Genomic DNA, 25,170 nt, shown 5'->3' on the forward strand with positions numbered 1-25,170 from the left:
ACGCGTGGTCGTCCAATGCCGGACGGAACACCGGCACTCATCACTCAGGCACCTTGATTTAACGGCAGCCCTGCACCGGTGCCTACTGTCATAAATCACAGGTTTTGCTACCGCCGGTCGGACACCCGGGAAAATCACAGACACAAAAAAACCCGCCCTCCCCTCGACAGGGATGGCGGGTTTTTTCAGTGGGCTTCAGGTCACACGGTATCGACCTTCAACGAATGGTCATTGAGCATGCCGTTGATGATGGTGGCGGTGTCCGCCCCGGCGATCAGCCCGCCCGCCCCCGGTGTCACCCCGTAGTGGCTGGCCAGGTCGACCCCGGCCAGGTCGATGGTCTGGTTCGGCGCGGCGCCGGCCATGGCGCTGACGTCGATGGTGGTGACCAGTGAATCGCCGCTGCCGGTGACCTTGAAGTGCAGGTAGTCATCCAGCGACGCCGCCGTGCCATTCTCGCCCTGCAGCAGTTGTGACAGGTCGAGCTTGTCGGTGCCCGGGGTGAAGTCGGTGACCACGTCGTGGCCGCTGTTGCCCTGGAGCCACTGGAAGGTGTCCGAACCCGCACCTCCGGTCAGGGTGTTGTTGCCCAGTCCGCCGATCAGCAAATCATCGCCAGCGCCACCGTTGAGCACGTCGTTGCCGAGGCCGCCGACGAGGGTGTTGTTGTGGCTGTCGCCGATGAGCGTGTCGTTGTAGTCGGAACCGATCAGGTTCTCGATGCCGGTCAGGGTGTCGGTGCCCGCCCCCAGGGTGTTCTGCGGCCCCAGCAGGCTCAGGTCGACCTTGACCCCGGCCGTGGCGTGGGCATAGCTCGCGGTGTCGATGCCCGTGCCGCCGTCCAGCAGGTCGTTGCCCGCCCCGCTGTAGAGCAAGTCGTTGCCGGCCTCGCCGTGCAGTTCGTTATTGCCGTCACCGGCGGTCAGCACATCGTTGCCGTCACCGGCGTGGATCACGTTGGCGCCGGTGCCCGCCAGGAGTACGTCATCGCCCGTGGTGCCCGTCAGGGTGTGGCCGTCCTGATAGGTGATGCTCACGTCGGCATTGCCGCTGCCACCATGGCCATCGTTGGCGGTGTAGGTGCCGTGGTAGTCCGGCGTGATGTCGTGGGCGCCGGAATAATCGACCGTCAGGGTCAGCTTGTAGTTTTCCGCTCCCTTGCCGCTGTCGTTCTTGCCACCCTCGTCAAGGTTGGTGATATGGATCTGGTAGGTGCCATCCACGTTGGCGGTGATGGTCTGGCCATCGCCGATCGAGATGAACGGGCCACCATTGACCGAATACTCCAGAGAGACGTGGCCGGCCGCCAGGTTGTGATCCAGGTTGAGGGTTTCACCCTGTTTGAGGGTGACGTTGATGCGATCCTCGTCATTGCTGTTTTTGGTGGTGACCGCACCCAGTGCGCCGCTGACCACCAGCATCGCCGTCATGGCCATTGTGTTGGCGACGAAGGCACTGCGGGCGATGGTCACGCTCTGGGCATTGCTGCCGGTGAAGCCGAAGTTCGGGTTGCTGCCGGTGAAGTCTGCGCCCTTGGCCACCCACCCGGTGTTGAAGGTGATCGGGGAGGCGGTCAGCGGGTTGCCGTTGGGGTCGGTGTCGTTGGCCAGCAACGCATCGGCCGGCAGCGTGATATTGCCCGACAGCACGTTGGTGATGACATGGTCGGCGACCGCCACCGGTGGCGCGTTCGGTACGACCTTGACCACCAGGGTCGAACTGGCCAGGTCGCCGTCGTTGTCGCTGAGGGTGTAGCCGATGTTCTCGGTGATCGTCGTGGTCGTGGCTTTCTGCGAGGTGTAGGTGTACTCGCCCGTGTCGAGGTTCACCACCAGGGTGCCCTTGCCGTTGGTGGCAATGCTCAGGGTGTTGTCGGTGGTGTTGAAGGTGCCGTGGTTGGCGCCGCCGCTGAAACCCACGGCGCCCTTGTTGTTGTCGCCCTTGGGGTCGAAGGTGTAGGTGGTGCCATCGACGGTGATGGTTTTGACGAACCCGCCGTCGGCGCCAAACGAACCGCCGTCGCCCACCAGCGAACCGGTGATCGGCGCACCGACCACCGTGCCCGACAACACCGAGTTGAGCTGGTTGAGGTCCGTCACCACCGTGGCGTTGGTGTTGGTGCCGTGACCGGTTCCGGCGCTGCCGTCATACGCCAGCGGATCCAGGTTGGCATTGCTGACCCCGTTGCCCAGACCGATCGCGTAGTTCTTGATGTGGTTCTCTTCCAGGAACGACTTCCAGTTCGCCTCGTCGGTCTTGCCGATGTCGCCTTCGTTGGGTTTGCCGTCGGAGAAGAAGTAGCCGACATTCTGTGCGCCGACGATTTTGCCGCTGGTGTCGAACGCATCTTTCGCCACGGCCACGGCGGCGTCGTAGTTGGTATTACCGTCGGCCTTCAGGCCGGCGATGATCGACTTGGCCGAGGCCACGTCGGTCCAGACTTCGGTTTTATCCGACGCACCGCTGCTGAAGGTGACGATCTGCACTTTCACGTCGCCCAGGTCGTCGTACTTGTCGAGCAAGGCGCTGATCGCTTGCTTGGCCAGTTCCAGCCGCGACAGGCCGGTCACGCCGGAGGGGTCCTTCATGCTGCCGGACACATCGATCACCAGCAGCAGGTTGGTGTCGACCTCCGCTGCCGCCACGGAACGCTCGACAGGAACAGCCTTGGGCACGTCGTCGACGATGTTGACCTTGATCGTGCTGAAGCTGGTGTTGCCCAGGTTATCGGTGGCCTTGTAGGTGAAGCTTTCGCTCAGCGTGTTCGCGCCGTTGTTGGCCGACGGCGTGGTGCTGGCCGGCGAGGTCAGGGTGTAGGTGTAGGTGCCGTTCGGGTTGAGCTGGATCTGGCCATAGGTGCCGTGATCGCTGCCGACCAGGGTGTACGTAACCGAACCCGAATTGCCGGTGACCGACCCCACCAGCGTGCCCGAGCCGGTTTCGCCGGTGTGATGGGGATCGCTGCCGGTGACCGTGCCAGGGGCGAGGTCCTGGCCGTCCTGGTTCAGGTCGAGGGCTTTCTCGTACACGGTCACGTCGTTATCGGCGGACGCAGTGAGGCAACTGTTGTTGACGTCGACCGTAATCGTGGTGGTGCTGACGTCGCCGTCGGCATCGCGGATGGAGTAGGTGAACGTGTCGCTGGCACCCGGGCCATTCACGGCGTTCGGGTTGCTGTGGTACTCGGCATTGCCCTGGGCATCGAGGATCAGGTAACCGTAGGTGCCGTTGATCTGGGTGTTGAGGCCGCCGTTGACCGGGGTCGAGGTGTCGGAGCCCGCGCGCACGCCGACCACGCCGCCACCCGCTGCAAGTCCGTCGGCACCCGCCACGTCATTGGCCAGCACGTTGCCCTGGATGATGCCGCCCTCGCCCACCGACGCGTTGTCGGCGTGAGCTTTGGGCACGTCGTCGACGATGTTGACGACGATGGTGCTGGTCACCTTGTTGCCGATCCAGTCGGTGGCCTGATAAGTGAAGGTTTCTGTAACGGTGTTGGTCCCGTTGTCCGCTTGCGGCGTGGTGCCGGCCGGCGAGGTCAGGGTGTAGGTGTAGGTGCCGTCCGGGTTGAGCAGGATCTGGCCGTAATTGCCGTGGTCGCTGCCCACCAGGGTGTAGGTCAGGGTGCCGGAGCCGCCCGTGACCGAACCCACCAGGGTGCCGGAAGCCGTTTCGCCGGTGTGGGTTGGATCGCTGCCGACGACGGTGCCAGGCGCGAGGTCCTTGCCGTCCTGATTCAGGTCCAGGGCTTTTTCGTAGACGGTGAGTTCGTTATCGACCGCGGCCGTGAGGCAGCTGTTGATCACGTCGACCGTGACCGTGGTGGTGCTGACGTCGCCGTCGGCATCGCGGATGGAGTAGGTGAAGGTGTCGCTGGCACCCGGGCCATTCACGGCGTTCGGGTTGCTGTGGTACTCGGCATTGCCCTGGGCGTCGAGGATCAGGTAGCCGTAGGTGCCGTTGATCTGGGTGTTGAGGCCGCCGCTGACCGGGGTCGAGGTGTCGGAGCCCGCGCGCACGCCGACCACGCCGCCGCCTGCCGCGAGTCCATCGGCGCCGGCGATGTCGTTCGCCAGCACATTGCCTTCGATGATGCCGCCCTCGCCCACCGACGCGTTGTCGGCGTGAGCTTTGGGCACGTCGTCGACGATGTTGACGACGATGGTGCTGGTCACCTTGTTGCCGATCCAGTCGGTGGCCTGATAGGTGAAGGTTTCTGTAACGGTGTTGGTCCCGTTGTCCGCTTGCGGCGTGGTACCGGCCGGCGAGGTCAGGGTGTAGGTGTAGGTGCCGTCCGGGTTGAGCAGGATCTGGCCGTAATTGCCATGGTCGCTGCCCACCAGAGTGTAGGTGAGGGTGCCGGAGCCGCCCGTGACCGAACCCACCAGGGTGCCGGAGGCGGTTTCGCCGGTGTGGGTTGGATCGCTGCCGACGACGGTGCCAGGCGCGAGGTCCTTGCCGTCCTGATTCAGGTCCAGGGCTTTTTCGTAGACGGTCAATTCGTTATCGACAGCCGCCGTGAGGCAGCTGTTGATCACGTCGACCGTGACAGTGGTGGTGCTGACGTCGCCGTCGGCATCGCGGATGGAGTAGGTGAACGTGTCGCTGGCACCGGGGCCGCTGACCGCGTTCGGGTTGCTGTGGTACTCGGCATTGCCCTGGGCGTCGAGGATCAGGTAACCGTATGTGCCGTTGATCTGGGTGTTGAGGCCACCCGTGACCGGGGTCGACGTATCGGAACCGAAACGCACGCCGACCACGCCGCCACCCGCCGCGAGGCCATCGGCGCCGGCGATGTCGTTCGCCAGCACATTGCCTTCGATGATGCCGCCCTCGCCCACCGACGCGTTGTCGGCATGGGCAGTCGGCAGGTCATCGACGATGTTGACGTCGATCTGCCCGGTGGCGGTGCTGCCATCGGTGTCCGTGGCCACTACGGTGAAATGCTCGGAGACGCTGTTGGTGCCGTCGGCATTCGGATGGGTGTCGGCGTTGTTCAGGGTGTAGCTGTAGGTGACCACGCCGGTCGCCGGGTTGTAGCCGGTGATGGTGAAGTTCGCCCCGCTGTCGGTGAGGATCGTTTGCGGGAAGCCTGCCGTCACACCGCCGCTGATGACCGGAATGCCGCCGACGGTGAGGGTCTGCAAGCCATCAGGCGCGGTCACGGTGAAGGTGCCGGTCTGGGTCAGCGCCGGGGCATCCGGATCGGTGCCGTAGGTGAGGTTTTTCTCGTAGACGGTGAGCTCGCCGCCATTGGCATCAAGGCCACCCAGGGTAACGCCGCTGTTATGGACGTTCAGCACCAGGTTGGCGGTGCTGGTGTCACCATCAGCGTCGGTCAGGGTGTAGGTGAACGTCTCGGTGCCGGCGCCGCCTTCGTGCAGCGCCTGGAAACCTGCGCCGCTAGTGTTCAGCGTGTAGGTGTAGGTGCCGTTGGCGTTCAGCACCAACGTACCGTAGGTGCCGGTGAAGGTGCCGGCGGTGATCGGCCCGGCACTCGGCCCGGTCGCCACATGGTCGGCGCCCTGCACGTCATTGCTCAGCACATTGCCATCGAGCGTCAGTTGGCTGGACGTGGCGGTGCCGCTGTTGCTGTCGTCCACGGCCTTGGGCACGTCGTCGACGATGTTGACCACGATGGTGCTGGTGACCTTGTTGCCGATCCAGTCCGTGGCCTGGTAGGTGAAGGTTTCGGTCAGCGTATTGGCCCCGTTGTCCGCATGCGGCGTGGTGCTGGCCGGCGACGTCAGGGTGTAGGTGTAGGTGCCGTCCGCATTGAGCTGAATCTGGCCGTAATTGCCCTGATTGCTGCCCACCAGAGTGTAAGTGATGGTCCCGGAGCCGCCGGTGACCGAACCCACCAGCGTGCCGGAAGCCGTTTCACCGGTATGGGTCGGATCGCTGCCGGTCACCGTGCCGGGGGCCAGATCCTTGCCATCCTGGTTCAGGTCCAGGGCTTTTTCGTAGACCGTCACCTCGTTATCGACCGCCGCAGTGAGGCAACTGTTGATCACGTCGACCGTGACGGTGGTGGTGCTCAGGTCGCCATCGGCATCGCGGATGGTGTAGGTGAAGGTGTCGCTGGCACCCGGGCCATTCACCGCGTTCGGGTAGCTGTGGTACTCGGCGTTGCCCTGGGCATCGAGGATCAGGTAGCCGTAGGTGCCATTGATCTGGGTGTTGAGGCCGCCGCTGACCGGGGTCGAGGTATCGGAACCTGCGCGCACGCCGACCACGCCGCCGCCCGCCGCGAGGCCATCGGCACCCGCCACGTCATTGGCCAGCACGTTGCCTTCGATGATGCCGCCTTCGCCCACCGACGCCTTGTCGGGATTGGCGGTCGGCAGGTCGTCGACGATGTTGACGTCGATCTGCCCGGTGGCGGTGCTGCCATCGGTGTCGGTCGCAACCACGGTGAAATGCTCGGAGACGCTGTTGGTGCCGTCGGCATTCGGATGGGTATCGGCGTTGTTCAGGGTGTAGCTGTAGGTGACCACGCCGGTCGCCGGGTTGTAGCCGGTGATGGTGAAGTTCGCCCCGCTGTCGGTGAGGATCGTTTGCGGGAAGCCCGCCGTCACGCCGCCGCTGATCACCGGTATGCCGCCGACGGTCAGGGTCTGCAAGCCATCGGGCGCGGTCACGGTGAAGGTGCCGGTCTGGGTCAACGCCGGGGCATCCGGGTCGGTGCCGTAGGTAAGGTTTTTTTCGTAGACGGTGAGTTCGCCGCCCGTCACGTCGAGGCCACCCAGACTGACCCCATTGTTCTGGATGTTCAGCACCAGATTGGCGGTGCTGGTGTCGCCATCGGCATCGGTCAGGGTGTAGGTGAAGGTCTCGGTGCCACTGCCCCCTTCGTGCAGCGCCTGGAACCCTGGGGTGCCGGTGTTCAGCGTGTAGGTGTAGGTGCCATTGGCGTTGAGCACCAGGGTGCCGTAGGTGCCGGTGAAGGTCCCGGCGGTGATCGGTCCGCTGTCCGGACCGGTCGGCACGCGGTCGGCGCCTTGCACGTCATTGGTCAGCACGTTGCCGTCGAGGGTCAGATGGGTCGAGGTGGCGGTGCCGGCGTTGCTGTCGTCCACGGCTTTGGGCACGTCGTCGGTGATGTTGACGTCCAGCGAACCCGTGGCGGTATCACCATCGCTGTCCGTGGCGACCACGGTGAAGTGTTCACTGAGGTTGTTCTGTCCGTCACCCGTCGCATGCGCTTCGTTGCCGTTGAGGGTGTAGCTGTAGCTCACCACGCCGGTGGCCGGGTTGTAACCGGTCACGGTCAGGGTGTTGCCCAACGGCGTGGTGATCGCTTGTGGGAAACCGGCGATCACGCCGTTGCTGACCACATTGATCCCGCCAACGCTCAGGTTGCTCAAGCCGTCGGGAGCAGACACCGAGAACGTGCCGTTCTGGGTCAGCGCCGCCGGGTTGTCGAGTGAACCGTTACTCAGGTTCGCTTCGTTGACCGTCAGCTCACCGCCTTCCACCGACAGACCGTCAAGGGTGACGGGGTTGTCCGGGGTGTCCGGCACGATCGAGGGAATGGCTGCATCCGGCCCGCCATTGTCAGGGTCACCGGCCAGGCGCTCCAGGGGAAACTCGGGAATGCCGTTGAAACCGGCCGTCGGGAAACCGATGGTCGGATCGACCCGACCCGCCACTTCCTCGAGCATCACGAAACTGTGGCCGCCCCCCAGGGCACCGCCACCGGGAGCGCCTGGCGCGCCCGGACCGGCTGCCGTCGCCTCGGCGGTTTGCGTCGGGTCGTCGCCCGCAGCGATGGCTTTTTGCAGCTGCTCGACGTCAGTCAGTTGGGCCTGGGTCGGCGTGGCCGCCTCGGCCGTTTCCACGTGAGGCACTCGATCGGCCAGCAACTGCGCGTTCATGTTCAGGCTGCTGCCACGCCCAAGGGTCAGCTCCTGGCCGTTTTGCAGGTGCACCGCCACGGCGCCATCGGCTCCGGTCACCAGTTGATCGCCGGCAAACAGGCGGTCCCCCTCGATCAGAGCGCGGCGAGTGCCGTCGCCGGATTCGGCGAACACCTGACCAATGACCTTACTGACGATACCGATGAGCGTAGCCATGTGCATTTCCTCCGCTGCCAACGTCTGTTGGCATCCTGTTGTTGGCGAAGAAATGCGATGGCACAAACGGGTGAACGGCGGATCGTCGACCGGGCAGCGGCTTTGCCCATCAAGCCGCTGCCCCGGCGACGTTCTCGCCAAGCGATTCGCTCGCGGCCAGGTGCTCCGTTTCAACATAAAACCCAATGCAATCAATCACATCAGGTTGCTGTTGCGAATTCACCCTCCTGCGAGCGATGCGTAACGGTTTTGAAGCAGTGAGTGACAAAAAACCGTCACTCAAAAACCGTTCCGCGTCCCTCCCCTCCAACACTTCTTCGCCCCATGTCGATAAGTCGATGGAACTTTCCGTAACCCCTCGATAAGCTCCCTAAGGCTCATGAAACAAGGGGTTCACGGATTGAACAATGTGCTGGATTTTTCGGAGTGCATAAGTTTTTTTTGGAATAACTATTATGAGAAAAACTTCTAAGTTTCTTTCAAGAATGTTCTTAGCTCTGATGTTACAAGTATGAAACGGTTTTACCCATAAATGTCGTCAAATATTTGGCGACTGATAAAGCACTATTAGGATTTCAGGGAGATGTACCCATGCGCCGACTGACCCCCCTTTGCAGCTCGATTCTATTGGCCATGGCCTGCATCTCCCAGGCTCAGGCCATGACCATGACCGAGGCGATCCAGAGCACCATCGCCACTCACCCGGAACTGGCATCGCGGGTGGACAGCCGTCTGTCGGCGGATGAAGACGTGAAAGTCGCCAAGGGCGGGTTTTACCCTTCCGTCGACCTGAACGCCTCGTACGGGCGCGGGTACAGCGACAACACCAACACCCGGGCCTTCGGTAATCACCACACCGAAATCCTCAATTACACCCAGTCGGAGCTGCGTTTGCGGCAGATGCTGTTCGACGGTTTCAACACCTCCAACGAAGTCGAGCGCACCAAGGGCGTGGTCAACTCCCGGGCCTATTACGCCCAGGGCACCGCCCAGGACCTGGCCCTGCGCACCATCGAGGTCTATCTCGAAGTGCTCAAGCGGCGCGAACTGGTGACCCTGGCCAAGAACAACCTGCAGGCGCACCTGCGGGTCAACGACCAGATCGGCCTGCGCACCCAGCGCGGCATCGGCAGCAATGCCGACGCCGATCAATCCGTGGCCCGTCGCGCACTGGCCGAGAACAACCTCGACACTGCCGAGGTCGACCTGGCCGACGCCGAAGCGAACTTCTTCGCCGTGGTCGGGCGCCTGCCCGACGAACTGGAAACCGCGCCGTCGATTCGCGGCGAAATGCCCGCCTCGATCCAGGACGCCCAGCAGAGCATGGTCGATAACAACCCGTACCTGAAATCGGCCCAGGCCGACGTGCAATCCGCCGAGAGCCAGTACGAAGTGGCCAAATCGCCGTTCTACCCGCGCTTCGACGCGGAAGCGGCGGTGGGTGCGAACAACAACATCGCGGGTGAGGAAGGCCACGACAACGAGTGGCGCGTCGGCATCGTGATGAACTACAACCTGTTCCGTGGCGGCAGCGACAAGGCGCGGCTGGCCTCTGATGCACACAAGATCAATCAGGCCCTGGACATCCGCAACAACGCCCTGCGCCAGCTCAACGAAAACATCCGCCTGGCCTGGAACGCCATGCTCAACGCCCGCAAACAAACGCCGACCGCCCGCGAATACGCCGAAACCACCACCCGTGTGCGCGCGGCCTACCAGGATCAGTTCGGCCTCGGCCAACGCACCCTGCTCGACGTGCTCGACAGTGAAAACGAACTCTACAACGCCAACCGCCGCTATACCGAGGTACGCTACACCGAGGAGTTCTCGATGTACCGTGTCCTGGCGAACATGGGCGAGTTGTTGAGCAAGCAGCGCGTGGTGCTGCCCGCCGATGCGGTCGCCAGGACCGAAGTGAAAAGTGAAGCTCGCCTGCCTGAGTTGAGATAACGCAATGGAGCGATCCCTGTGACCAGCATGGAACCGGGCAACACCGGTGTCGATCCACGGCTGAGCTTCGACGACCCGCTTCTGGACGGGCTGCTGATTCTCTGCAAACTCCATGGCGCGACGGTCAGTCGCGCCAGCCTCAGTGCCGGGCTGCCAATGGCACACCAACGCATGAGCCCGGACCTGCTGCCCCGCGCGGCGGCCCGGGCCAGTTTGCAGGCACGCCTGCTGCGCCGTGACCTGCAGGACATTTCCCCGCTCAACCTGCCCGTCATGCTGATCCTCAACAACGGTCGCACGGCGGTCCTGCGTCGCTTCGGCGAAGACGGCCGCCTGCTGATCCTGCCAAGCGAGGCAGACGGCGGCGAGCAATGGGTCAGCCGCGAGGAACTCACTGAAAACTACAGCGGCCAGGCCTTGTTCGCCCGTCCACGGCATGAGCTCGAAGACCTGCGCTCGCCCCTGGTGCCCCGGGTCGAAGCGTGGTTTCGCGACACGTTGAAGCTGTCGAAATGGCTGTACAGCGACGCCATCCTCGCCAGTTTCCTGATCAACCTGCTGGGGTTGATGGTGCCGCTGTTCGTGATGCAGACCTACGACCGGGTGGTGCCGAACCAGGCCACTTCGACCCTGTGGGTGCTGTCCATCGGCTTGCTGATCGGCACCGGCTTCGAACTGGCGCTGCGGGTCGTGCGCGCGCACCTGCTGGACACCGCCGGCAAGAAAACCGACGTGATCCTGTCGGCAACGCTGTTCGAGCGCATCACCGGCATGTCCATGAAGGCACGCCCGGCGACCATCGGCGGATTTGCCCAGAGCATCCATGACTTCCAGGGACTGCGTGAATTCCTCACCGCCGTCACCCTGACCAGCCTGATCGACCTGCCCTTCGTCGTACTGATGCTGGTGGTGATCGGCCTGCTCGGTGGCTGGCTGGTGGTGATTCCGTTGCTCGCCTTCCCGATCACCATCGTGTTTGCCATGGTGATCCAGGCGCGCCTGCGTGACACCGTGCAAAAAAGCCTGACCCTCGGCGCCGAGCGCCAGGCGCTGTTGATCGAAACCCTCGGCGGCCTGGAAACCCTCAAGGCCTGCAGCGCCGAAAGCGAACGCCAGCACAAATGGGAAAGCACCCACGGCGCCCTCACCCGCCTCGACAGCCATGCGCGCAACCTCTCGGCGCTGGCCACCAACGGTACGTTGTTCATCCAGCAGTTCTCCGGCATGGCGACCATCGTCGCCGGCGTGTACAGCATCATCGCCGGCAACCTCAGCGTGGGGGCGCTGGTGGCGTCGTACATGCTCGGCAGCCGGGTACTGGCCCCGCTGGGACAGATCGCCGGCCTGATCACCCGCTATCAGCAAGCGCAACTGACCATGAAGAGCACCGACGCGCTGATGAGCCTGCCACAGGAACGCGACGCCCGGCAGCGCCCGCTGGAACGCACTCAGCTGCAAGGCGCGCTGGACGTCAGCGGTGTGACCTTCCACTACAACGGCCAGAATGCGCCGGCACTGAACAACATCAGTTTCAGCCTCAAGCCCGGTGAACGGGTGGGCATCATCGGTCGCAGCGGTTCGGGCAAAAGTACCCTGGGGCGGTTGTTGATGGGGTTCTTCGAACCCGGTGAAGGGCAGTTGCTGCTCGATGGCCTGGACCTGCGACAACTGGACGTCGCCGACCTGCGCCAACAGATCGGTTACGTGGCCCATGACCTGCCGTTGCTCGCCGGCAGCCTGCGCGACAACCTGACCCTGGGTGCGCGCTACATCAGCGATTCGCGGATGCTGGAAGTGGCCGAGTTGACCGGTGTCACCGAACTGGCGCGTCAGCATCCACACGGCTTCGACCGCCCGGTCGGCGAGCGTGGCCAGTTGCTCTCCGGTGGTCAACGCCAGGCCGTGCTGCTGGCTCGAGCTCTGTTGCTCGACCCGCCGATCATGTTGCTCGACGAACCCACCAGCGCCATGGACAACAGCAGCGAGGACATCCTGCGGCAGAAACTTCACGGCCTGGTCCAGGGCAAGACCCTGCTGCTGGTCACGCACCGCACCTCGATGCTCAGTCTGGTGGATCGGCTGGTGGTGCTGGACAACGGGAGGATCGTCGCCGACGGTCCGAAAGAAGCGGTCATCGATGCACTGCGCAAGGGCCGTGTCGGCTCTGCGGCCGTCTAGGAGGCCGCCATGGCATCTTCACAAAGTTCACGCGGTTACTTCGACAGCTTCAGCAAAAGCGCCGAGAGCGAATACATGCCGGAAACCGCCGGCGCCTCGTTGCAGGATTCGCCGCGCTGGTCGCGGATCACCGTCTGGCTCGCCGCGGCGTTGATCATCAGCGCCGTGGTCTGGGCCAAATTCGCGGTGCTGGACGAAGTCACCATGGGCGAAGGCAAGGCGATCCCCTCGAGCAAGGTTCAGGTGATCCAGAACCTGGAGGGCGGCATCGTCACCGAGATCTTCGTTCGCGAAGGGCAAATGGTGAACAAGGGCGACACCCTGCTGCGCCTGGATGACACGCGCTTTCTGTCGAACAAGGGTGAAAGCGAGGCCGACCGCTATGCCTTGACCGCACAGGTCGAGCGCCTGTCGGCGGAGGCCGAGGGCCGGCCGTTCAAGCTGACCCAGGAAGTGATCGACAAGGCACCGCAGGTGGCCGAGGACGAACGCGCGCTGTACGAGCAGCGCCAGCGTCGCCTGGCCAGTGAACAGCGCACGCTGAGCGAACAACTGCGGCAGAAAACCCAGGAACTGGCGGAGTTTCGCTCCAAGCAGAGTCAATTCAGCTCCAGCCTGGCCCTGCTGCAACAGGAAATGAACATGTCCGCGCCCCTGGTGGGCACCGGCGCGGTGTCGCCGGTGGAAATCCTGCGGCTCAAGCGTAGCGCGGTGGAGATTCGCGGCTCGCTGAATGCCACGACGCTGGCGATTCCCCGTGCCGAAGCGGCCATCGCCGAGATCAAGAGCAAGATCGACGAATCGGAACAGACCTTCCGCTCGGAAGCGGCCAAAGAGCTCAACGAGAAACGCACCGACCTGTCGAAAATCACAGCATCGAGCATTGCCATCGATGACCGGGTGAGCCGCACCACCGTGGTGTCGCCGGTGCACGGGATCATCAAGGTGCTGAAGGTCAACACCATCGGCGGCGTGGTCCAGCCGGGCAGCGACATGGTGGAAATCGTCCCCATCGAGGACAACCTGCTGATCGAAGCCAAGGTGCGCCCCCAGGACGTGGCCTTCCTGCACCCGGGGCAGAAAGCCATGGTCAAGTTCACGGCCTATGACTACACGATTTACGGCGGCCTGAGCGCCAGACTGGAATTGATCGGTGCCGACACGATCACCGATGACAAGGGCAACAGCTTTTACCTGATCCAGGTGCGCACCGACAAGAATCACCTGGGCGGTGACGTGAAGCCGCTGCTGATCATTCCAGGCATGGTGGCGACGGTGGATATCATCACCGGGGAGAAAAGCGTACTGGATTATCTGTTGAAACCGGTGCTGAAGGCACGGACCGAGGCGATGCGGGAGCGGTAAGCTCGGCTGTTCATGCGAGGCTCATCGCGAGCAGGCTCGCTCCCACAGGGATCTCGGTTGTCCACAGGTCGTGTAAACACTACAAAACACTGTGGGAGCGAGCCTGCTCGCGATGAGGCCAGTACAGTCAACACTTATCTGTCCGCATGATTACGCTGAAAAACCTCCTCCCCCATCGCCGCGATCTGCCCCTCGATCAGCGCCTCGAACGGTTTCAGCAACGGCTCGAAACGGGCGGGCGCTTCCAGCACCTGCAACGCCTGCACAATCGCCTCCACCGTCGACAATGCCCCCGGTCCCGGCGCCTTGCGCAGTCGATAGCGCGACACGCCGCCGTCGGCAAGGGTCACCCGAGGGAGCGCCGCCAACAGCGGATTGAGGTGCAGCATCTTGCGCGCCTTGCGCCACGTGCCATCGGGCACCACCAGCAGCAACGGCTGATCGGTCGAGCGGTAGGCCTGCATTGGCTGCGCCTCGTCGCCGGGAAACAACAATCGCGCCTGATACCCCGGCGGGTTCAACCGATGCGGCAGGTCCTCGAACACCTCGCCGACGATCAATTCGGCGTTCTTCAATCCCAGCGCAGCCAGCCGCGCGGTGTTCAGTGCATGGTTCACTTCGCTGGGGTGCTGCAACAGTAATACCCGGGTACGGCTGTCGAGGCTCGGAATCAATGCACACAGGCAATGACTTTGCGGGCGCAGGCAACGCGGGCAGTGAATTCTGGACATCGTTTGCTTTTCCTCAGGCCGCCTGGTTGAGTTGCGCCTTGAGCAGGTCGCGGAACGTCTGGATCAGCGGTTCGCGGCTGCGGCCACGGCGCACGATCATCGAGAACGGCGCCTGGTAACCGAAGGTCGCCGGCAGCAGCACGCGCAAGTCGCCCTTGTCCGCCCAGGCCTGGGCATAGTGCTCCGGCAGGTAGCCGATGTAGGCGCCGGACAGCACCAGAATCAGCTGCGCCTCCATGCTCTCCACCGTCGCCGCGCTGTGCTTGAAACCGTGGCGCGCCAGTTCGGCCTGGCTCCAGTAGCCCCGGCCGACCATGCGTTGCTGGGTAATGACCTGCTCCGGGATACGGCGCTCGGCGAACAGCGGATGGCGGTTGCTGCAATACAGCCAGTGCTGCTCGCGATACAGCGGCATGTACACCAGCCCACTCATGCGCGTGGAGAACGCACCGATGGCCAGGTCGAGGCGGTTGTCCTGCACGCCGAGTTGCAGTTCATACGGGCTCATGACCGAAAGGTGCAGGTGCACCGCCGGGTGTTCCTGACTGTAGGCACCGATGGCTTCGGCGAACGGCAAGGCCTTGTCGCTGACGGTGGAATCGATCACCCCCAGGTTCAACGTGCCGCGCAACTCGCCCTTCAACGCCGCTGCGTATTGCTCGAAACCCTCGAGTTCGGCGAGCAGGCGCAGGGTTTCCTGATGGAACAGTTCGCCTTTGCTGGTCAGGCTGAAACCGCCCCGTCCGCGATGGCACAGCACCAGGCCAAGGGCGGCTTCGAGCTGACTCATGTAGGTACTGATCGCCGACGTCGAGAGATTGAGCTCCTGCTGGGCGTTGGCGAACCCCTGATGGCGGACCACGCTGACGAAGATGCGCAACAGTTTCAGGTCGGGTAAAGCGTTGGCCATGTCAAAAGCTCCAATGACGAGACGCGCGAAGCTCAAGCCAAGGCAGCCCCCGTGGGAGCGAGCCTGCTCGCGATAGAGGATGTCCAGCCAACATCCATGTTGAATGACCCACCGCTATCGCGAGCAGGCTCGCTCCCACAAGGTTTGCTCTGGTATCGGGTTTTGCGTATGGCGTGAAGTCTATCCATCTCAGGGTCATTAGTTTAGAAAAATCTGAACTAAGTATTTGCCCGTAGCGATTCTTCCGCTCCCCTGCATTTCGCAGAATCGGCCCACAACGGTGCCCGTGCCTGCGCTGCCGGCGTATCCGCATAAATAAAACAACGACGATGAGGCCCTACCCGTGGACAAGATTCTTCACCAACCACTGGGCGGCAACGAAATGCCGCGCTTCGGCGGCATCGCCACCATGCTCCGACTCCCCCATGTACCGACCGCTGCCGGCCTGGACGCTGCCTTCGTTGGCGTGCCGCTGGACATCGGCACTTCGCTGCGCCCCGGCACCCGTTTTGGGCCACGGGACATCCGCGCCGAATCGGTGATGATCCGCCCGTACAACATGGCCACCGGTGCCGCGCCGTTCGACTCGCTGTCGGTGGCCGACATCGGCGACGTGGCGATCAATACCTTCAATCTGCTGGATGCCGTGCGGATCATCGAAGAATCCTACGACAACATCCTCGAACACGACGTGATCCCGCTGACCCTGGGCGGCGACCACACCATCACCCTGCCGATCCTGCGTGCCATCCACAAGAAGCACGGCAAGGTCGGCCTGGTGCACATCGATGCCCACGCCGACGTCAACGATCACATGTTCGGCGAGAAAATCGCTCACGGCACCACCTTCCGCCGCGCCGTCGAGGAAGGCCTGATCGACCCGGACCGCGTGGTTCAGATCGGCCTGCGTGCCCAGGGCTACACCGCTGACGACTTCAACTGGAGCCGCAACCAGGGCTTCCGCGTGGTCCAGGCCGAAGAGTGCTGGCACAAGTCCCTGGCGCCGCTGATGGCCGAAGTTCGCGAGAAGGTCGGTGGCGGCCCGGTGTACCTGAGTTTCGACATCGACGGCATCGACCCGGCCTGGGCACCTGGCACCGGCACTCCGGAAATCGGCGGCCTGACGACCATTCAGGCCATCGAGATCGTTCGTGGCTGCCAGGGTCTCGACCTGATCGGCTGCGATCTGGTAGAAGTCTCGCCCGCCTACGACACCACCGGCAACACCTCGCTGCTGGCCGCCAATCTGCTGTACGAAATGCTCTGCGTACTGCCCGGCGTCGTCCACCGCTGAGGATCGGCCATGACTGAACGTGATCAGGTTTTGCAAGCGGCCGCCGATCTGGTGGCCGCCTTTGCCCGCAATGATCGCGAGGCCTATTTCGGCGCCTTCAGCGCCGATGCCAGCTTCGTGTTCTACACCCTCGAACAGCCCCTGCTGTCGCGCGATGCCTACCAGGTGTTGTGGGACAGCTGGCGCGCCGAGGATGGCTTCGAAGTGCTGTCGTGCACGTCGAGCAACGCTTTCGTCAGCCTGCAGGGTGACGTGGCGATTTTCATCCATGACGTCGCCACCGAGCTGCGCATGCAAGGGGAGCAACACTTCAGCCAGGAGCGCGAGACGATTGTTTTCAGAAAACAGGCGTCTGGCCAAGAACAACAAGGCCTGTGGCTGGCCTGTCACGAACATTTATCCGCAATGCCGGAAGGGCTGCCAACACCTTAGCCAAACAGGTAACGCTCACACACGATGAGCGCGCCTTTATGATCGGAGCAGATCATGAATAAGAACAACAACGACCAAAGCCTTACGCAGATTGAAACCCACGGGGTCGAACAGATCCCGGACCACGAGCGCACCGCAGGCCCGACGGACTTGTTCCGGATGATCTTCGGCGGCTCGAACACCTTCGCCACCGCCGTGCTCGGCAGTTTCCCGGTGCTGTTCGGCCTGTCTTTTCAGGCCGGCGTGGCGGCCATCGTGCTGGGCGTGCTGCTCGGTTCGCTGATCCTCGCACCGATGGGCCTGTTCGGCCCGCTCAACGGCACCAACAATGCCGTGTCTTCCGGTGCGCACTTCGGCGTGCACGGGCGGATCGTCGGTTCGTTCCTGTCGCTGCTGACCGCGATCGCGTTCTTTTCGCTGTCGGTGTGGAGCTCGGGTGACGCGCTGATCGGTGGTGCCAAACGGCTGATCGGCCTGCCGGAAACCGACCTGACCCTGGGCCTGGCCTACGGACTGTTCGCGATCCTGGTATTGACCGTGTGCATCTACGGCTTCCGCTTCCTGCTGTGGGTCAACAAGATCGCGGTGTGGAGCGCCAGCCTGCTGTTCCTGCTGGGCGTCTTCGCCTTCGCCGGGCCTTTCGATGTGAACTACGTCGGCACAGTGAGCCTTGGCCAGCCAGGCTTCTGGGCCGCCTTCATCGGTGCGGCACTGGTGGCGATGAGCAACCCGATTTCCTTCGGCGCGTTCCTCGGCGACTGGTCACGCTACATCCCCCGCGACACCTCCAAGCGCCAGATCATGGCGGCAGTGGTGATCTCGCAGATCGCCACGTTCATCCCGTTCCTGTTCGGCCTCGCGACCGCCACCATCGTTGCGATCAAGGCGCCGGACTACATCGCCGCCAACAACTACGTCGGTGGCCTGCTGGCCGTTTCGCCAAACTGGTTCTTCCTGCCGGTGTGCCTGATTGCGGTGATCGGCGGCATGTCCACCGGCACCACGTCGCTGTATGGCACCGGGCTGGACATGTCCAGCGTGTTCCCACGGGTGCTGTCGCGGGTCAAGGCCACGTTGCTGATCGGGGTGATGTCGATCGCTTTCATCTTCATCGGGCGCTTCGCGGCGAACCTGGTGCAGAGCGTATCGACCTTCGCCGTGCTGATCATCACCTGCACTACCCCATGGATGGTGATCATGATCATCGGCCTGCTGGTGCGTCGCGGCTTCTACTGCCCAGATGACCTGCAGGTGTTCACCCGCGGCGAGAAAGGCGGTCGCTACTGGTTCGCCCACGGCTGGAACTGGCGCGGGCTGGGGGCCTGGATCCCGAGTGCGCTGGTGGGCCTGTGTTTCGTCAACCTGCCGGGGCAATTCGTCGGTGTGCTCGGCAACCTGGCGGACGGCATCGACATCAGCCTGCCGGTCACCCTGGGCCTGGCTTCGGTGGTGTACCTGGTGCTGTTGAGCCTGTTCCCGGAACCGGCGGCGGTGTTCGGCCCGGATGACGCCCGGAGCAAGGGTGCCCATTCACTCGCCACCCCCGGTCTCAATACGACAGCTTGATCTGAGGGAGCGAGCCTGTTCGCGATGACGTCGGCACATCCAACCCCGATGTGACAGACAGATCGCTATCGCGAGCAGGCGCCCCCACACGGAATCTCTCTGTTTCAATACAAAAAAGACAATCGGAGACACGCCATCATGGCATTGGATTTATTCGTCGTTCTCATTTATGCCGCTGCGATGCTGGTCCTCGGCTACTTCGGCATGCGCAAGGCCAAGACCAACGAAGAGTTTCTGGTCGCCGGCCGTAACCTCGGTCCGACCCTGTACATGGGCACCATGGCGGCCACCGTTCTGGGCGGCGCCTCCACGGTCGGCACCGTACGCCTGGGCTATGTGCATGGCATCTCCGGTTTCTGGCTGTGCGCCGCACTGGGTTGCGGGATCGTGGCGCTGAACCTGTTTCTTGCCAAGCCGCTGTTGAAACTGAAGATCTACACCGTGACCCAGGTCCTGGAAAAACGCTACAACCCGATGGCCCGCTCCGCCAGCGCAGTGATCATGCTGGCCTACGCACTGATGATCGGGGTGACCTCGATCCTGGCCATCGGCACCGTGTTGCAAGTGCTGTTCGGCCTGCCGTTCTGGGTGTCGGTGCTGCTCGGGGGTGGCGTGGTGGTGGTCTACTCGGCCATCGGCGGCATGTGGTCGCTGACCCTGACCGACATCGTCCAGTTCATCATCAAGACCGTCGGCCTGATGTTCATCCTCCTGCCAATCTGCCTGTACCGCGTCGGCGGCTGGGATGAACTGGTGACAAAACTGCCGGCGGCGAGCTTCAGCTTCACCACCATCGGTTGGGACACCATCATCACCTACTTCATGATCTACTTCTTCGGCATCCTGATCGGCCAGGACATCTGGCAACGGGTATTCACGGTCAAGACCGCCAAGGTCGCGCAGTACGCCGGCACCGCCGCCGGTATCTACTGCATCATCTACGGCCTGGCCTGCGCCCTGATCGGCATGGCCGCCCACGTGCTGATCCCGGACCTGGACAACGTCAACAACGCGTTTGCCGCCATCGTCAAACTGTCCCTGCCGGATGGCATCCGTGGCCTGGTGATCGCCGCGGCACTGGCCGCCATGATGTCCACTGCCAGCGCCGGCCTGCTCGCCGCCGCCACCACCCTGAGCGAAGACCTGCTGCCGAAACTGCGTGGCGGCAAACAGTCGAGCCTGGGACTCAACCGCCTGGTGACCTTGCTGACCGGTGTGGTCGTGCTGGGCATTGCCCTGGTGGTGAACGATGTGATCAGCGCCCTGACCCTGGCCTACAACCTGCTGGTGGGGGGCATGTTGATCCCGTTGATGGGTGCTATCTTCTGGAAACGCGCGACCACCGCCGGTGCCATCGCCAGCATGGGCCTGGGCTTTGCCACGGCCCTGCTGTTCATGGTCACGGACGGTCTGGACGCCAACACCCCGATCTACTACAGCCTGGCTGTTGGCCTGGTGAGTTTTGTGCTAGTGAGCCTGATGTCCCGTCGCCCGGCGGTGGTGGCCAGCGCCATCTGAGCCGACCTTGACGAAGCTTTCTTCGACGGGTGTGGCGTCGGTTGCCACACCCGTTTTTTTTCGTCTGGAGAAACCCCTTGATGAAAATCGTTTCCCGCGACCAATGGTTCGAGGTCAAGCCCCTCGCCGACGGCATCCGCCTGATTCACGAGCCGTACATCCGCCCCTTCTACCGCTGCAACCTCTGGCACATCCAGGGCCGCGACAAGGACCTGCTGCTCGACAGCGGTTCCGGGCTGGTCAGCCTGCGCGAACAACTGCCCTGGCTCACCGAACGGCCGCTGGTAGCGGTGGCCAGCCATTGTCATTTCGATCACATTGCCGGCCACCACGAATTCGCGGAGCGCCTGGTGCACCCCGCCGAAGCCGAGATCCTCGCGGCACCGGACGGCGAAAATGACTTGAGTCGCGCCTTCGTCGGCGATGACATGTTCGAGGCCCATCCCGATTGCCCGCTGTGCTACGCCGAATACCGGGTCAAGGCCGCCCCGGCCACGGGGACGATCGAGGAAGGCGACGTGCTGGACCTGGGCAATCGCGCACTTCAGGTGCTGCACACACCCGGCCACTCGCCGGGCGGCATCAGCCTCTATGAAGCGCAGACCGAAACCCTGTTCAGCGGCGATATCATCTACGACGGGCCGCTGATCGAAGACGCCTACCACTCCGATCTCGGCGACTACGCCCGCAGCCTGCAACGCTTGCGTGCGCTGCCGATCCGCACGGTGCACGGCGGGCATTTCGGCAGTTTTTCCGGGGAACATCTGCGCAACATGATTGACCAGTGGCAGCGCTCGCATGACTGAAGCCTGCTGTACTCAAAGCGGGCCACACCTGTTACGCCCTTGAAGAACTCTCATGAAAAGAGCTGCCGTGCGTGCCGCCGTGCATCGCTTCATCAGCCGTCTGCTGGAAGACCAGGAGGACTTCGACGATGACGCCAGTCTGGTGGAGTTGGGTCTGGAAAAAGCGGATATAGAAGACCTGATCTTCCATCTGGAAGATGAACTGGGGCTGACGGCGTTTACCGCCGAAGAAGACCAGATGCTCAGGAACGCCAGGACGGCGAATGATTTGAGCCGGTTTTTGCTTGCCATTGCGCGGCACTGAACCTGCCAAGGCCGGGAGCAACCGCGAGTCGGGCACCCGGATGGACAGCCATGCGGTGGCCGCAGCGGCTAGCGCATGGCGGCCTGAACGCGATTACCGGCGGCGTTGCTGGCGTCGACGCTGCTCGTCGTCCGTACGGATAGGCACAGGTTGCAAAGGCGGTTCGATCAGACCCAGCGCAACACCGAGGTCGTGCAGCCAGTTTTGAATTTTCTCTTTCATGGTGCCCCCTTCAGGGTAATGCTCGGTGGCTGAAATTCTGTAGCCCCTTCGCACTGATAATAGTCCGAAGTCCTACGCAATGCTCAGCAAAATCCGCAAGGATCTGTTACTGAATTGATCCAAATACCTGACCGTTAGTTCAAGCCGTTGCCTGCGCAGGCATCGCGGTCGACGGAAAATCCATCTGCTGCTGCTCGATCCAGGCATTCAGGTTCGCCCCGACCATGCCCTTGCGCCACATCAGCCAGGTGGTGGCACTGGCGAACGGCTCGGCCAGCGGGTGCACCGCGACGCTTTCGCGCCCCGGCAGGCTGGCGAGCATCGATTCCGCCATCAACGCCACCCCGGAACCGGCAATCACGCAGGCAAGCATCCCCTGGTAGGACTCGATCTCCATCGCCCGCCCCATGGTTGCATGGTCATGCGCAAACCAGGCTTCCAGGCGCATCCGGTAGGAGCAGCCCTGGCGAAAGGTGAACACCGCGCGCCCCTGCACATCCAGCGCACTGCGCACCGGCGGGTGGTCGGCTTCGCTGATCAGCACTAGGCGTTCATCGCACAAAGGCACACCGTCGAGCCCTGCCAGCTCCAGCGGACCGTCCACCAGTGCCGCATCCAGGCGGCCGGTGAGCAGCCCCTCCAGCAGTTCACCGCTGGGGGCGGCCTGCACTTGCAGGTTCACGGCCGGGTAGGTGCGGTGATAGCGCGCCAACAACCTCGGCAGGTGGATAGCGGCGGTGCTGTACATCGTCCCCAGTACGAAATCCCCCGCCGGCTGCCCGCCCTGCACCGCCGCTTGCGCCTGGTCGCGCAGGCTGAACAGTTTGGCGGTGTAGTCCAGCAGGACTTTGCCCGCAGGTGACAGCTGCAAGCGCTGACGCTCGCGAACGAAGAGTTCCACGCCCAACTGCTCTTCGAGCTGTTTAAGCCGGGTCGACAGGTTCGACGGCACCCGGTGCAGACGCTCGGCGGCACGGGTCACCGACCCCTCCTCGGCCACTGCCTGGAAAATCCGCAACTGGCTGAATTCCACGTTATTCTCCAAATCAGAACAAGTTACTCACTATTATTCATTTTTAAAGAAAGTCAATCAGTCTTAGCCTGACGGTCATCGATCCCCTGCCGGAAGCCAGACCATGTCGCCTCTGATTCGCTTACTCGCCAGCTTCATCGCCCTCATGATGGCCATGGGTATCGGGCGATTCGCCCTCACCCCGCAAATGCCGCACCTGCTCAGCGAAGGTCAGATCGACCTGACCGCCGCCGGCCTGATTGCCGCCGCCAACTACCTGGGCTATTTCGTAGGGGCCGTGGACGCGATGTTCTCCCGCCGCCCCGAACAAGTACGGCAGCGGTTGCTCGTCGGGTTGTGGCTGTGTGTGGTACTGACCCTCGCGTCGTTCTGGGCCAACGGTTTCTGGTCGCACTTGTTGCTGCGCTTCGGCACAGGTGTGGCGAGCGCCTGGGTGCTGGTGATGATCACCGCACTGAGCCAGCCACTCGCCGCTGCAGCCGGCCGGCCACGACTGGGCGCGCTGGTGTTCGCCGGACCGGGCCTGGGGATTTTCCTCACGGGATTGCTGGCGCTGGGCTCGCACCTGCTGGGGCAGACGTCCGCCACTCTCTGGCTGGTGTATGCGGTGGTCGCCCTGGTGATGTTGCTGATGGTCCTGCCGTTCCTGCCACAACCAACTCCCGCTGTTGCGGCTGCGTCCATCGCCACGCATTCGGGCAATCGGGGCATCGCTCGCCTGGGCGTGATCTACGGCTTGTACGGCCTGGGCTACATCATCCCGGCCACGTTCCTTTCGCAAATGGCCAACGCGCAATTCCACGGGCAATGGCAAGCCGATCTGTTCTGGCCATGCTTTGGCCTGGCGTCCGCGCTCGGCGTGGTGCTGGTGAGTCTTCGTAGACATAACCCGAATGCCACGCGTCATTGGTTGACGGCGACGTTGTGGTTGCAGGCGGCCGGTGTGTTTGCCTGCCTGTTGGGCAGCGGCGTCGGCCTGGCGCTGGGAGTGCTGCTGTGTGGTACGCCGTTCCTGGCCTGCATGCAGCTGGTGATGCAACGCTCTCGGGAGCAGGCGCCCCACGCCACTCAGCGCAATGCCGGTCTGCTGACCGCCTGTTTTGCCGTTGGCCAGCTCGCCGGCCCGCTGCTCGCCGCTTCGAGCAGCCATTTCAGCGGTGGATTGCAACCCGCCTTGATCGTGGCGGGCAGCGGTCTGCTCGTTGCGGGTGGCTTGTCGTTCAGTCCGGCCAGGACCGGGCGCGGCCTTTGTGCCGACAACGCTCCCACGCCTCAACGCTGAGTGCCAGGCAAGGACACGGTGCGGCCCGCAGGGGCCGCCTCGAAGTCAGCTCAGCTCGATGCGATCCGCGTGAATGACGATCTGGCCATTCTTGTACAACGCACCGATGGCCTTCTTGAAGTTACCCTTGCTGACGCCGAACAGGCTGCTGATCAACGCGGGATCGCTCTTGTCACTGACCGCCAGGGTGCCGTTGTTTTCACGCAACTTGGCGAGGATCTTCGAGTTGAGGCTGGTGGCCGCTTCCTGGCCGACCGGTTGCAGGCTCAGGCTGATCTTGCCGTCGGCACGGACCTCCTTGATAAAGCCCTTCTCCTGTTTGCCGGCGCGCATGAACTTGAAGATTTCGTTCTTGTGGATCAGGCCCCAGTGCTTGTTGTTGATGATTGCCTTGAACCCCATGTCGGTGGCTTCGGCAACCAGCAGATCAACTTCCTGGCCAGGCGCGTAGTTGGCCGGCGTCTTGTCCAGGTAGCGGTCCAGGCGAGCCGTGGCGGTAATGCGGCGGGTGTGTTTGTCGAGGTAGACATGCACCACCACATACTCGCCAGCGGTCATCTGGCGCTTTTCTTCGGAATACGGCAGCAACAGATCCTTGGGCAATCCCCAATCCAGGAAAATACCGATGCTGTTGACTTCAACAACTTTCAAACTGGCAAATTCACCCACTTGAACTTTCGGCTTTTCGGTCGTTGCGATAAGTTTGTCATCGCTGTCCAGATAAACGAAAACATTGAGCCAGTCTTCATCTTCGCTGGGAATATCTTTTGGAATATAACGATTGGGCAAAAGAATCTCGCCATCCGCGCCACCGTCCAGATATAAACCGAAGTTAGTGTGTTTAACCACTTGCAAACTGTTGTAACGCCCGACTAAAGCCATTTCCAATACCCTCATTGCGTGGCGGCATTCTACCTGTTTTTGCTGGCTGCGCCCGGTGCCCGCCCCCGCGGAACGAGAAAAGGTACGGAAAACCCTGATTTTCCTGTATTTCTCAGCCACATCTGGCCATTCGTCAGGCCGCCGTGACAACCGGCGCCCCCAGAGACCGGCGAAAAAATCATTTAACCCTGCTGATGTTCGTATTTAAAACAGCAGCTTACGGAGCTGTTTCGGCGATAACTTGCGATTGATTCGCGGACGCCCCTGTCCGTATCAGGGGATATTTACCAAGCAATTACCCGCTCGTTCCTGTACGATGACTGGCCAAATTGATTTTCTACAGGTAATTGGCCGCCATGCGCGTAAAAGCATCCAACAGCAAAGCAAAGCCAGCTCCAGCCGTTGAAACCAGCGAATCGATCAACGACCAGATTGCTGCTTTCCTCAAGTCCGGTGGCCAGATCCAGCAAATTGCCAAAGGCGTGAGCGGCCAGACCTTCGGCCCGTCCAAGCAGATCACCCTGGGCAAGAAATAATCCCCGCATCACCCGGTCCCTGAGCGCTTTGAGATTCGAAGCGCTTGGACTGACCTCCTCCTGCCGTACCCTTCAAAATTGCAGAA

The 25,170-nt window shown here is 62.7% G+C and carries 17 protein-coding genes; 11 read left to right on the forward strand and 6 right to left on the reverse strand.

Annotated features, from left to right (window positions below; translation table 11 throughout):
• Positions 1–200: 200 nt before the first annotated feature.
• Positions 201–8,075 carry a retention module-containing protein gene (locus tag IB249_RS03975; protein ID WP_192302200.1) on the reverse strand — a complete coding sequence of 2,625 codons (7,875 nt, stop codon included), beginning with the start codon at positions 8,073–8,075 and terminating at the stop codon, positions 201–203.
• A 591-nt stretch (positions 8,076–8,666) separates the two neighbouring features.
• Here IB249_RS03975 and IB249_RS03980 point away from each other — a divergent pair.
• Genes IB249_RS03980 through IB249_RS03990 form a run of 3 tightly spaced genes read left to right on the forward strand, consistent with a single transcriptional unit; the run spans position 8,667 to position 13,568 of the window.
• On the forward strand, positions 8,667–10,025 hold the full coding sequence (locus IB249_RS03980; RefSeq protein ID WP_192302201.1) for a TolC family outer membrane protein: 1,359 nt from the start codon (positions 8,667–8,669) through the stop codon (positions 10,023–10,025).
• 18 nt (positions 10,026–10,043) lie between these two features.
• Positions 10,044–12,203 (forward strand): type I secretion system permease/ATPase, encoded by a 2,160-nt coding sequence (locus IB249_RS03985; protein WP_192302202.1) that lies wholly within the window; start codon positions 10,044–10,046, stop codon positions 12,201–12,203.
• A gap of 9 nt (positions 12,204–12,212) precedes the next feature.
• Positions 12,213–13,568, forward strand: coding sequence for an HlyD family type I secretion periplasmic adaptor subunit (locus IB249_RS03990; RefSeq protein ID WP_192302203.1), 1,356 nt, complete (start codon positions 12,213–12,215; stop codon positions 13,566–13,568).
• Between the two features lie 134 nt (positions 13,569–13,702).
• Here the strand turns inward: IB249_RS03990 and IB249_RS03995 are convergent, their stop codons facing one another.
• Both IB249_RS03995 and IB249_RS04000 read right to left on the reverse strand, forming a co-directional pair.
• Positions 13,703–14,299: a tRNA-uridine aminocarboxypropyltransferase gene (locus IB249_RS03995; protein WP_192302204.1), complete on the reverse strand. Its 597-nt coding sequence runs from the start codon at positions 14,297–14,299 to the stop codon at positions 13,703–13,705.
• 13 nt (positions 14,300–14,312) lie between these two features.
• Positions 14,313–15,209 (reverse strand): LysR family transcriptional regulator, encoded by an 897-nt coding sequence (locus tag IB249_RS04000; RefSeq protein WP_192302205.1) that lies wholly within the window; start codon positions 15,207–15,209, stop codon positions 14,313–14,315.
• A gap of 343 nt (positions 15,210–15,552) precedes the next feature.
• Here IB249_RS04000 and speB point away from each other — a divergent pair, with 343 nt between their 5' ends.
• From speB to IB249_RS04030, 6 genes are all read left to right on the forward strand, one after another.
• Positions 15,553–16,503 (forward strand): agmatinase, encoded by a 951-nt coding sequence (gene speB, locus IB249_RS04005; RefSeq protein WP_056853080.1) that lies wholly within the window; start codon positions 15,553–15,555, stop codon positions 16,501–16,503.
• 9 nt (positions 16,504–16,512) lie between these two features.
• Positions 16,513–16,935: a YybH family protein gene (locus tag IB249_RS04010; protein ID WP_192302206.1), complete on the forward strand. Its 423-nt coding sequence runs from the start codon at positions 16,513–16,515 to the stop codon at positions 16,933–16,935.
• A gap of 54 nt (positions 16,936–16,989) precedes the next feature.
• Positions 16,990–18,501 carry a purine-cytosine permease family protein gene (locus IB249_RS04015; protein WP_192302207.1) on the forward strand — a complete coding sequence of 504 codons (1,512 nt, stop codon included), beginning with the start codon at positions 16,990–16,992 and terminating at the stop codon, positions 18,499–18,501.
• Positions 18,502–18,639: 138 nt separating this feature from the next.
• Complete coding sequence (locus IB249_RS04020) at positions 18,640–20,019, forward strand: sodium:solute symporter (protein ID WP_192302208.1); 1,380 nt, start codon at positions 18,640–18,642, stop codon at positions 20,017–20,019.
• An 80-nt stretch (positions 20,020–20,099) separates the two neighbouring features.
• Positions 20,100–20,825, forward strand: coding sequence for an MBL fold metallo-hydrolase (locus IB249_RS04025; protein WP_192302209.1), 726 nt, complete (start codon positions 20,100–20,102; stop codon positions 20,823–20,825).
• Positions 20,826–20,877: 52 nt separating this feature from the next.
• Positions 20,878–21,129, forward strand: coding sequence for an acyl carrier protein (locus IB249_RS04030; protein WP_192302210.1), 252 nt, complete (start codon positions 20,878–20,880; stop codon positions 21,127–21,129).
• Positions 21,130–21,222: 93 nt separating this feature from the next.
• On the opposite strand, the gene IB249_RS29920 is transcribed toward IB249_RS04030, so the two are convergent.
• Together IB249_RS29920 and ptrR are read right to left on the reverse strand one after the other, a co-directional pair.
• A complete protein-coding gene (locus tag IB249_RS29920) occupies positions 21,223–21,351 on the reverse strand; it encodes a PA1414 family protein (protein WP_007914492.1) in 129 nt (42 codons plus the stop codon).
• Between the two features lie 139 nt (positions 21,352–21,490).
• The gene (gene ptrR, locus IB249_RS04035; protein ID WP_192302211.1) at positions 21,491–22,384 is read right to left on the reverse strand and encodes a putrescine utilization regulator PtrR; all 894 of its coding nucleotides are present in this window, start codon (positions 22,382–22,384) and stop codon (positions 21,491–21,493) included.
• A gap of 103 nt (positions 22,385–22,487) precedes the next feature.
• Here ptrR and IB249_RS04040 point away from each other — a divergent pair, with 103 nt between their 5' ends.
• Positions 22,488–23,666, forward strand: coding sequence for an MFS transporter (locus IB249_RS04040; RefSeq protein WP_192302212.1), 1,179 nt, complete (start codon positions 22,488–22,490; stop codon positions 23,664–23,666).
• 45 nt (positions 23,667–23,711) lie between these two features.
• Here IB249_RS04040 and IB249_RS04045 read toward each other — a convergent pair whose 3' ends face one another.
• Complete coding sequence (locus IB249_RS04045) at positions 23,712–24,548, reverse strand: S1 RNA-binding domain-containing protein (RefSeq protein WP_192302213.1); 837 nt, start codon at positions 24,546–24,548, stop codon at positions 23,712–23,714.
• Positions 24,549–24,904: 356 nt separating this feature from the next.
• Here IB249_RS04045 and IB249_RS04050 point away from each other — a divergent pair, with 356 nt between their 5' ends.
• Positions 24,905–25,084 carry a hypothetical protein gene (locus IB249_RS04050; protein ID WP_192302214.1) on the forward strand — a complete coding sequence of 60 codons (180 nt, stop codon included), beginning with the start codon at positions 24,905–24,907 and terminating at the stop codon, positions 25,082–25,084.
• Positions 25,085–25,170: the final 86 nt, after the last annotated feature.

The organism is Pseudomonas sp. PDM04 (assembly GCF_014851765.1).
GTDB lineage: Bacteria > Pseudomonadota > Gammaproteobacteria > Pseudomonadales > Pseudomonadaceae > Aquipseudomonas.

Bases quoted from the DNA above. Each gene is read 5' to 3' on its own strand.
- IB249_RS03975 (WP_192302200.1), bottom strand. From the start codon at position 8,075: ATGGCTACGCTCATCGGTATCGTCAGTAAGGTCATTGGTCAGGTGTTC.
- IB249_RS03980 (WP_192302201.1), top strand. From the start codon at position 8,667: ATGCGCCGACTGACCCCCCTTTGCAGCTCGATTCTATTGGCCATGGCC.
- IB249_RS03990 (WP_192302203.1), top strand. From the start codon at position 12,213: ATGGCATCTTCACAAAGTTCACGCGGTTACTTCGACAGCTTCAGCAAA.
- IB249_RS03995 (WP_192302204.1), bottom strand. From the start codon at position 14,299: ATGTCCAGAATTCACTGCCCGCGTTGCCTGCGCCCGCAAAGTCATTGC.
- IB249_RS04000 (WP_192302205.1), bottom strand. From the start codon at position 15,209: ATGGCCAACGCTTTACCCGACCTGAAACTGTTGCGCATCTTCGTCAGC.
- IB249_RS04010 (WP_192302206.1), top strand. From the start codon at position 16,513: ATGACTGAACGTGATCAGGTTTTGCAAGCGGCCGCCGATCTGGTGGCC.
- IB249_RS04015 (WP_192302207.1), top strand. From the start codon at position 16,990: ATGAATAAGAACAACAACGACCAAAGCCTTACGCAGATTGAAACCCAC.
- IB249_RS04020 (WP_192302208.1), top strand. From the start codon at position 18,640: ATGGCATTGGATTTATTCGTCGTTCTCATTTATGCCGCTGCGATGCTG.
- IB249_RS04025 (WP_192302209.1), top strand. From the start codon at position 20,100: ATGAAAATCGTTTCCCGCGACCAATGGTTCGAGGTCAAGCCCCTCGCC.
- IB249_RS04030 (WP_192302210.1), top strand. From the start codon at position 20,878: ATGAAAAGAGCTGCCGTGCGTGCCGCCGTGCATCGCTTCATCAGCCGT.
- IB249_RS29920 (WP_007914492.1), bottom strand. From the start codon at position 21,351: ATGAAAGAGAAAATTCAAAACTGGCTGCACGACCTCGGTGTTGCGCTG.
- IB249_RS04040 (WP_192302212.1), top strand. From the start codon at position 22,488: ATGTCGCCTCTGATTCGCTTACTCGCCAGCTTCATCGCCCTCATGATG.
- IB249_RS04045 (WP_192302213.1), bottom strand. From the start codon at position 24,548: ATGGCTTTAGTCGGGCGTTACAACAGTTTGCAAGTGGTTAAACACACT.
- IB249_RS04050 (WP_192302214.1), top strand. From the start codon at position 24,905: ATGCGCGTAAAAGCATCCAACAGCAAAGCAAAGCCAGCTCCAGCCGTT.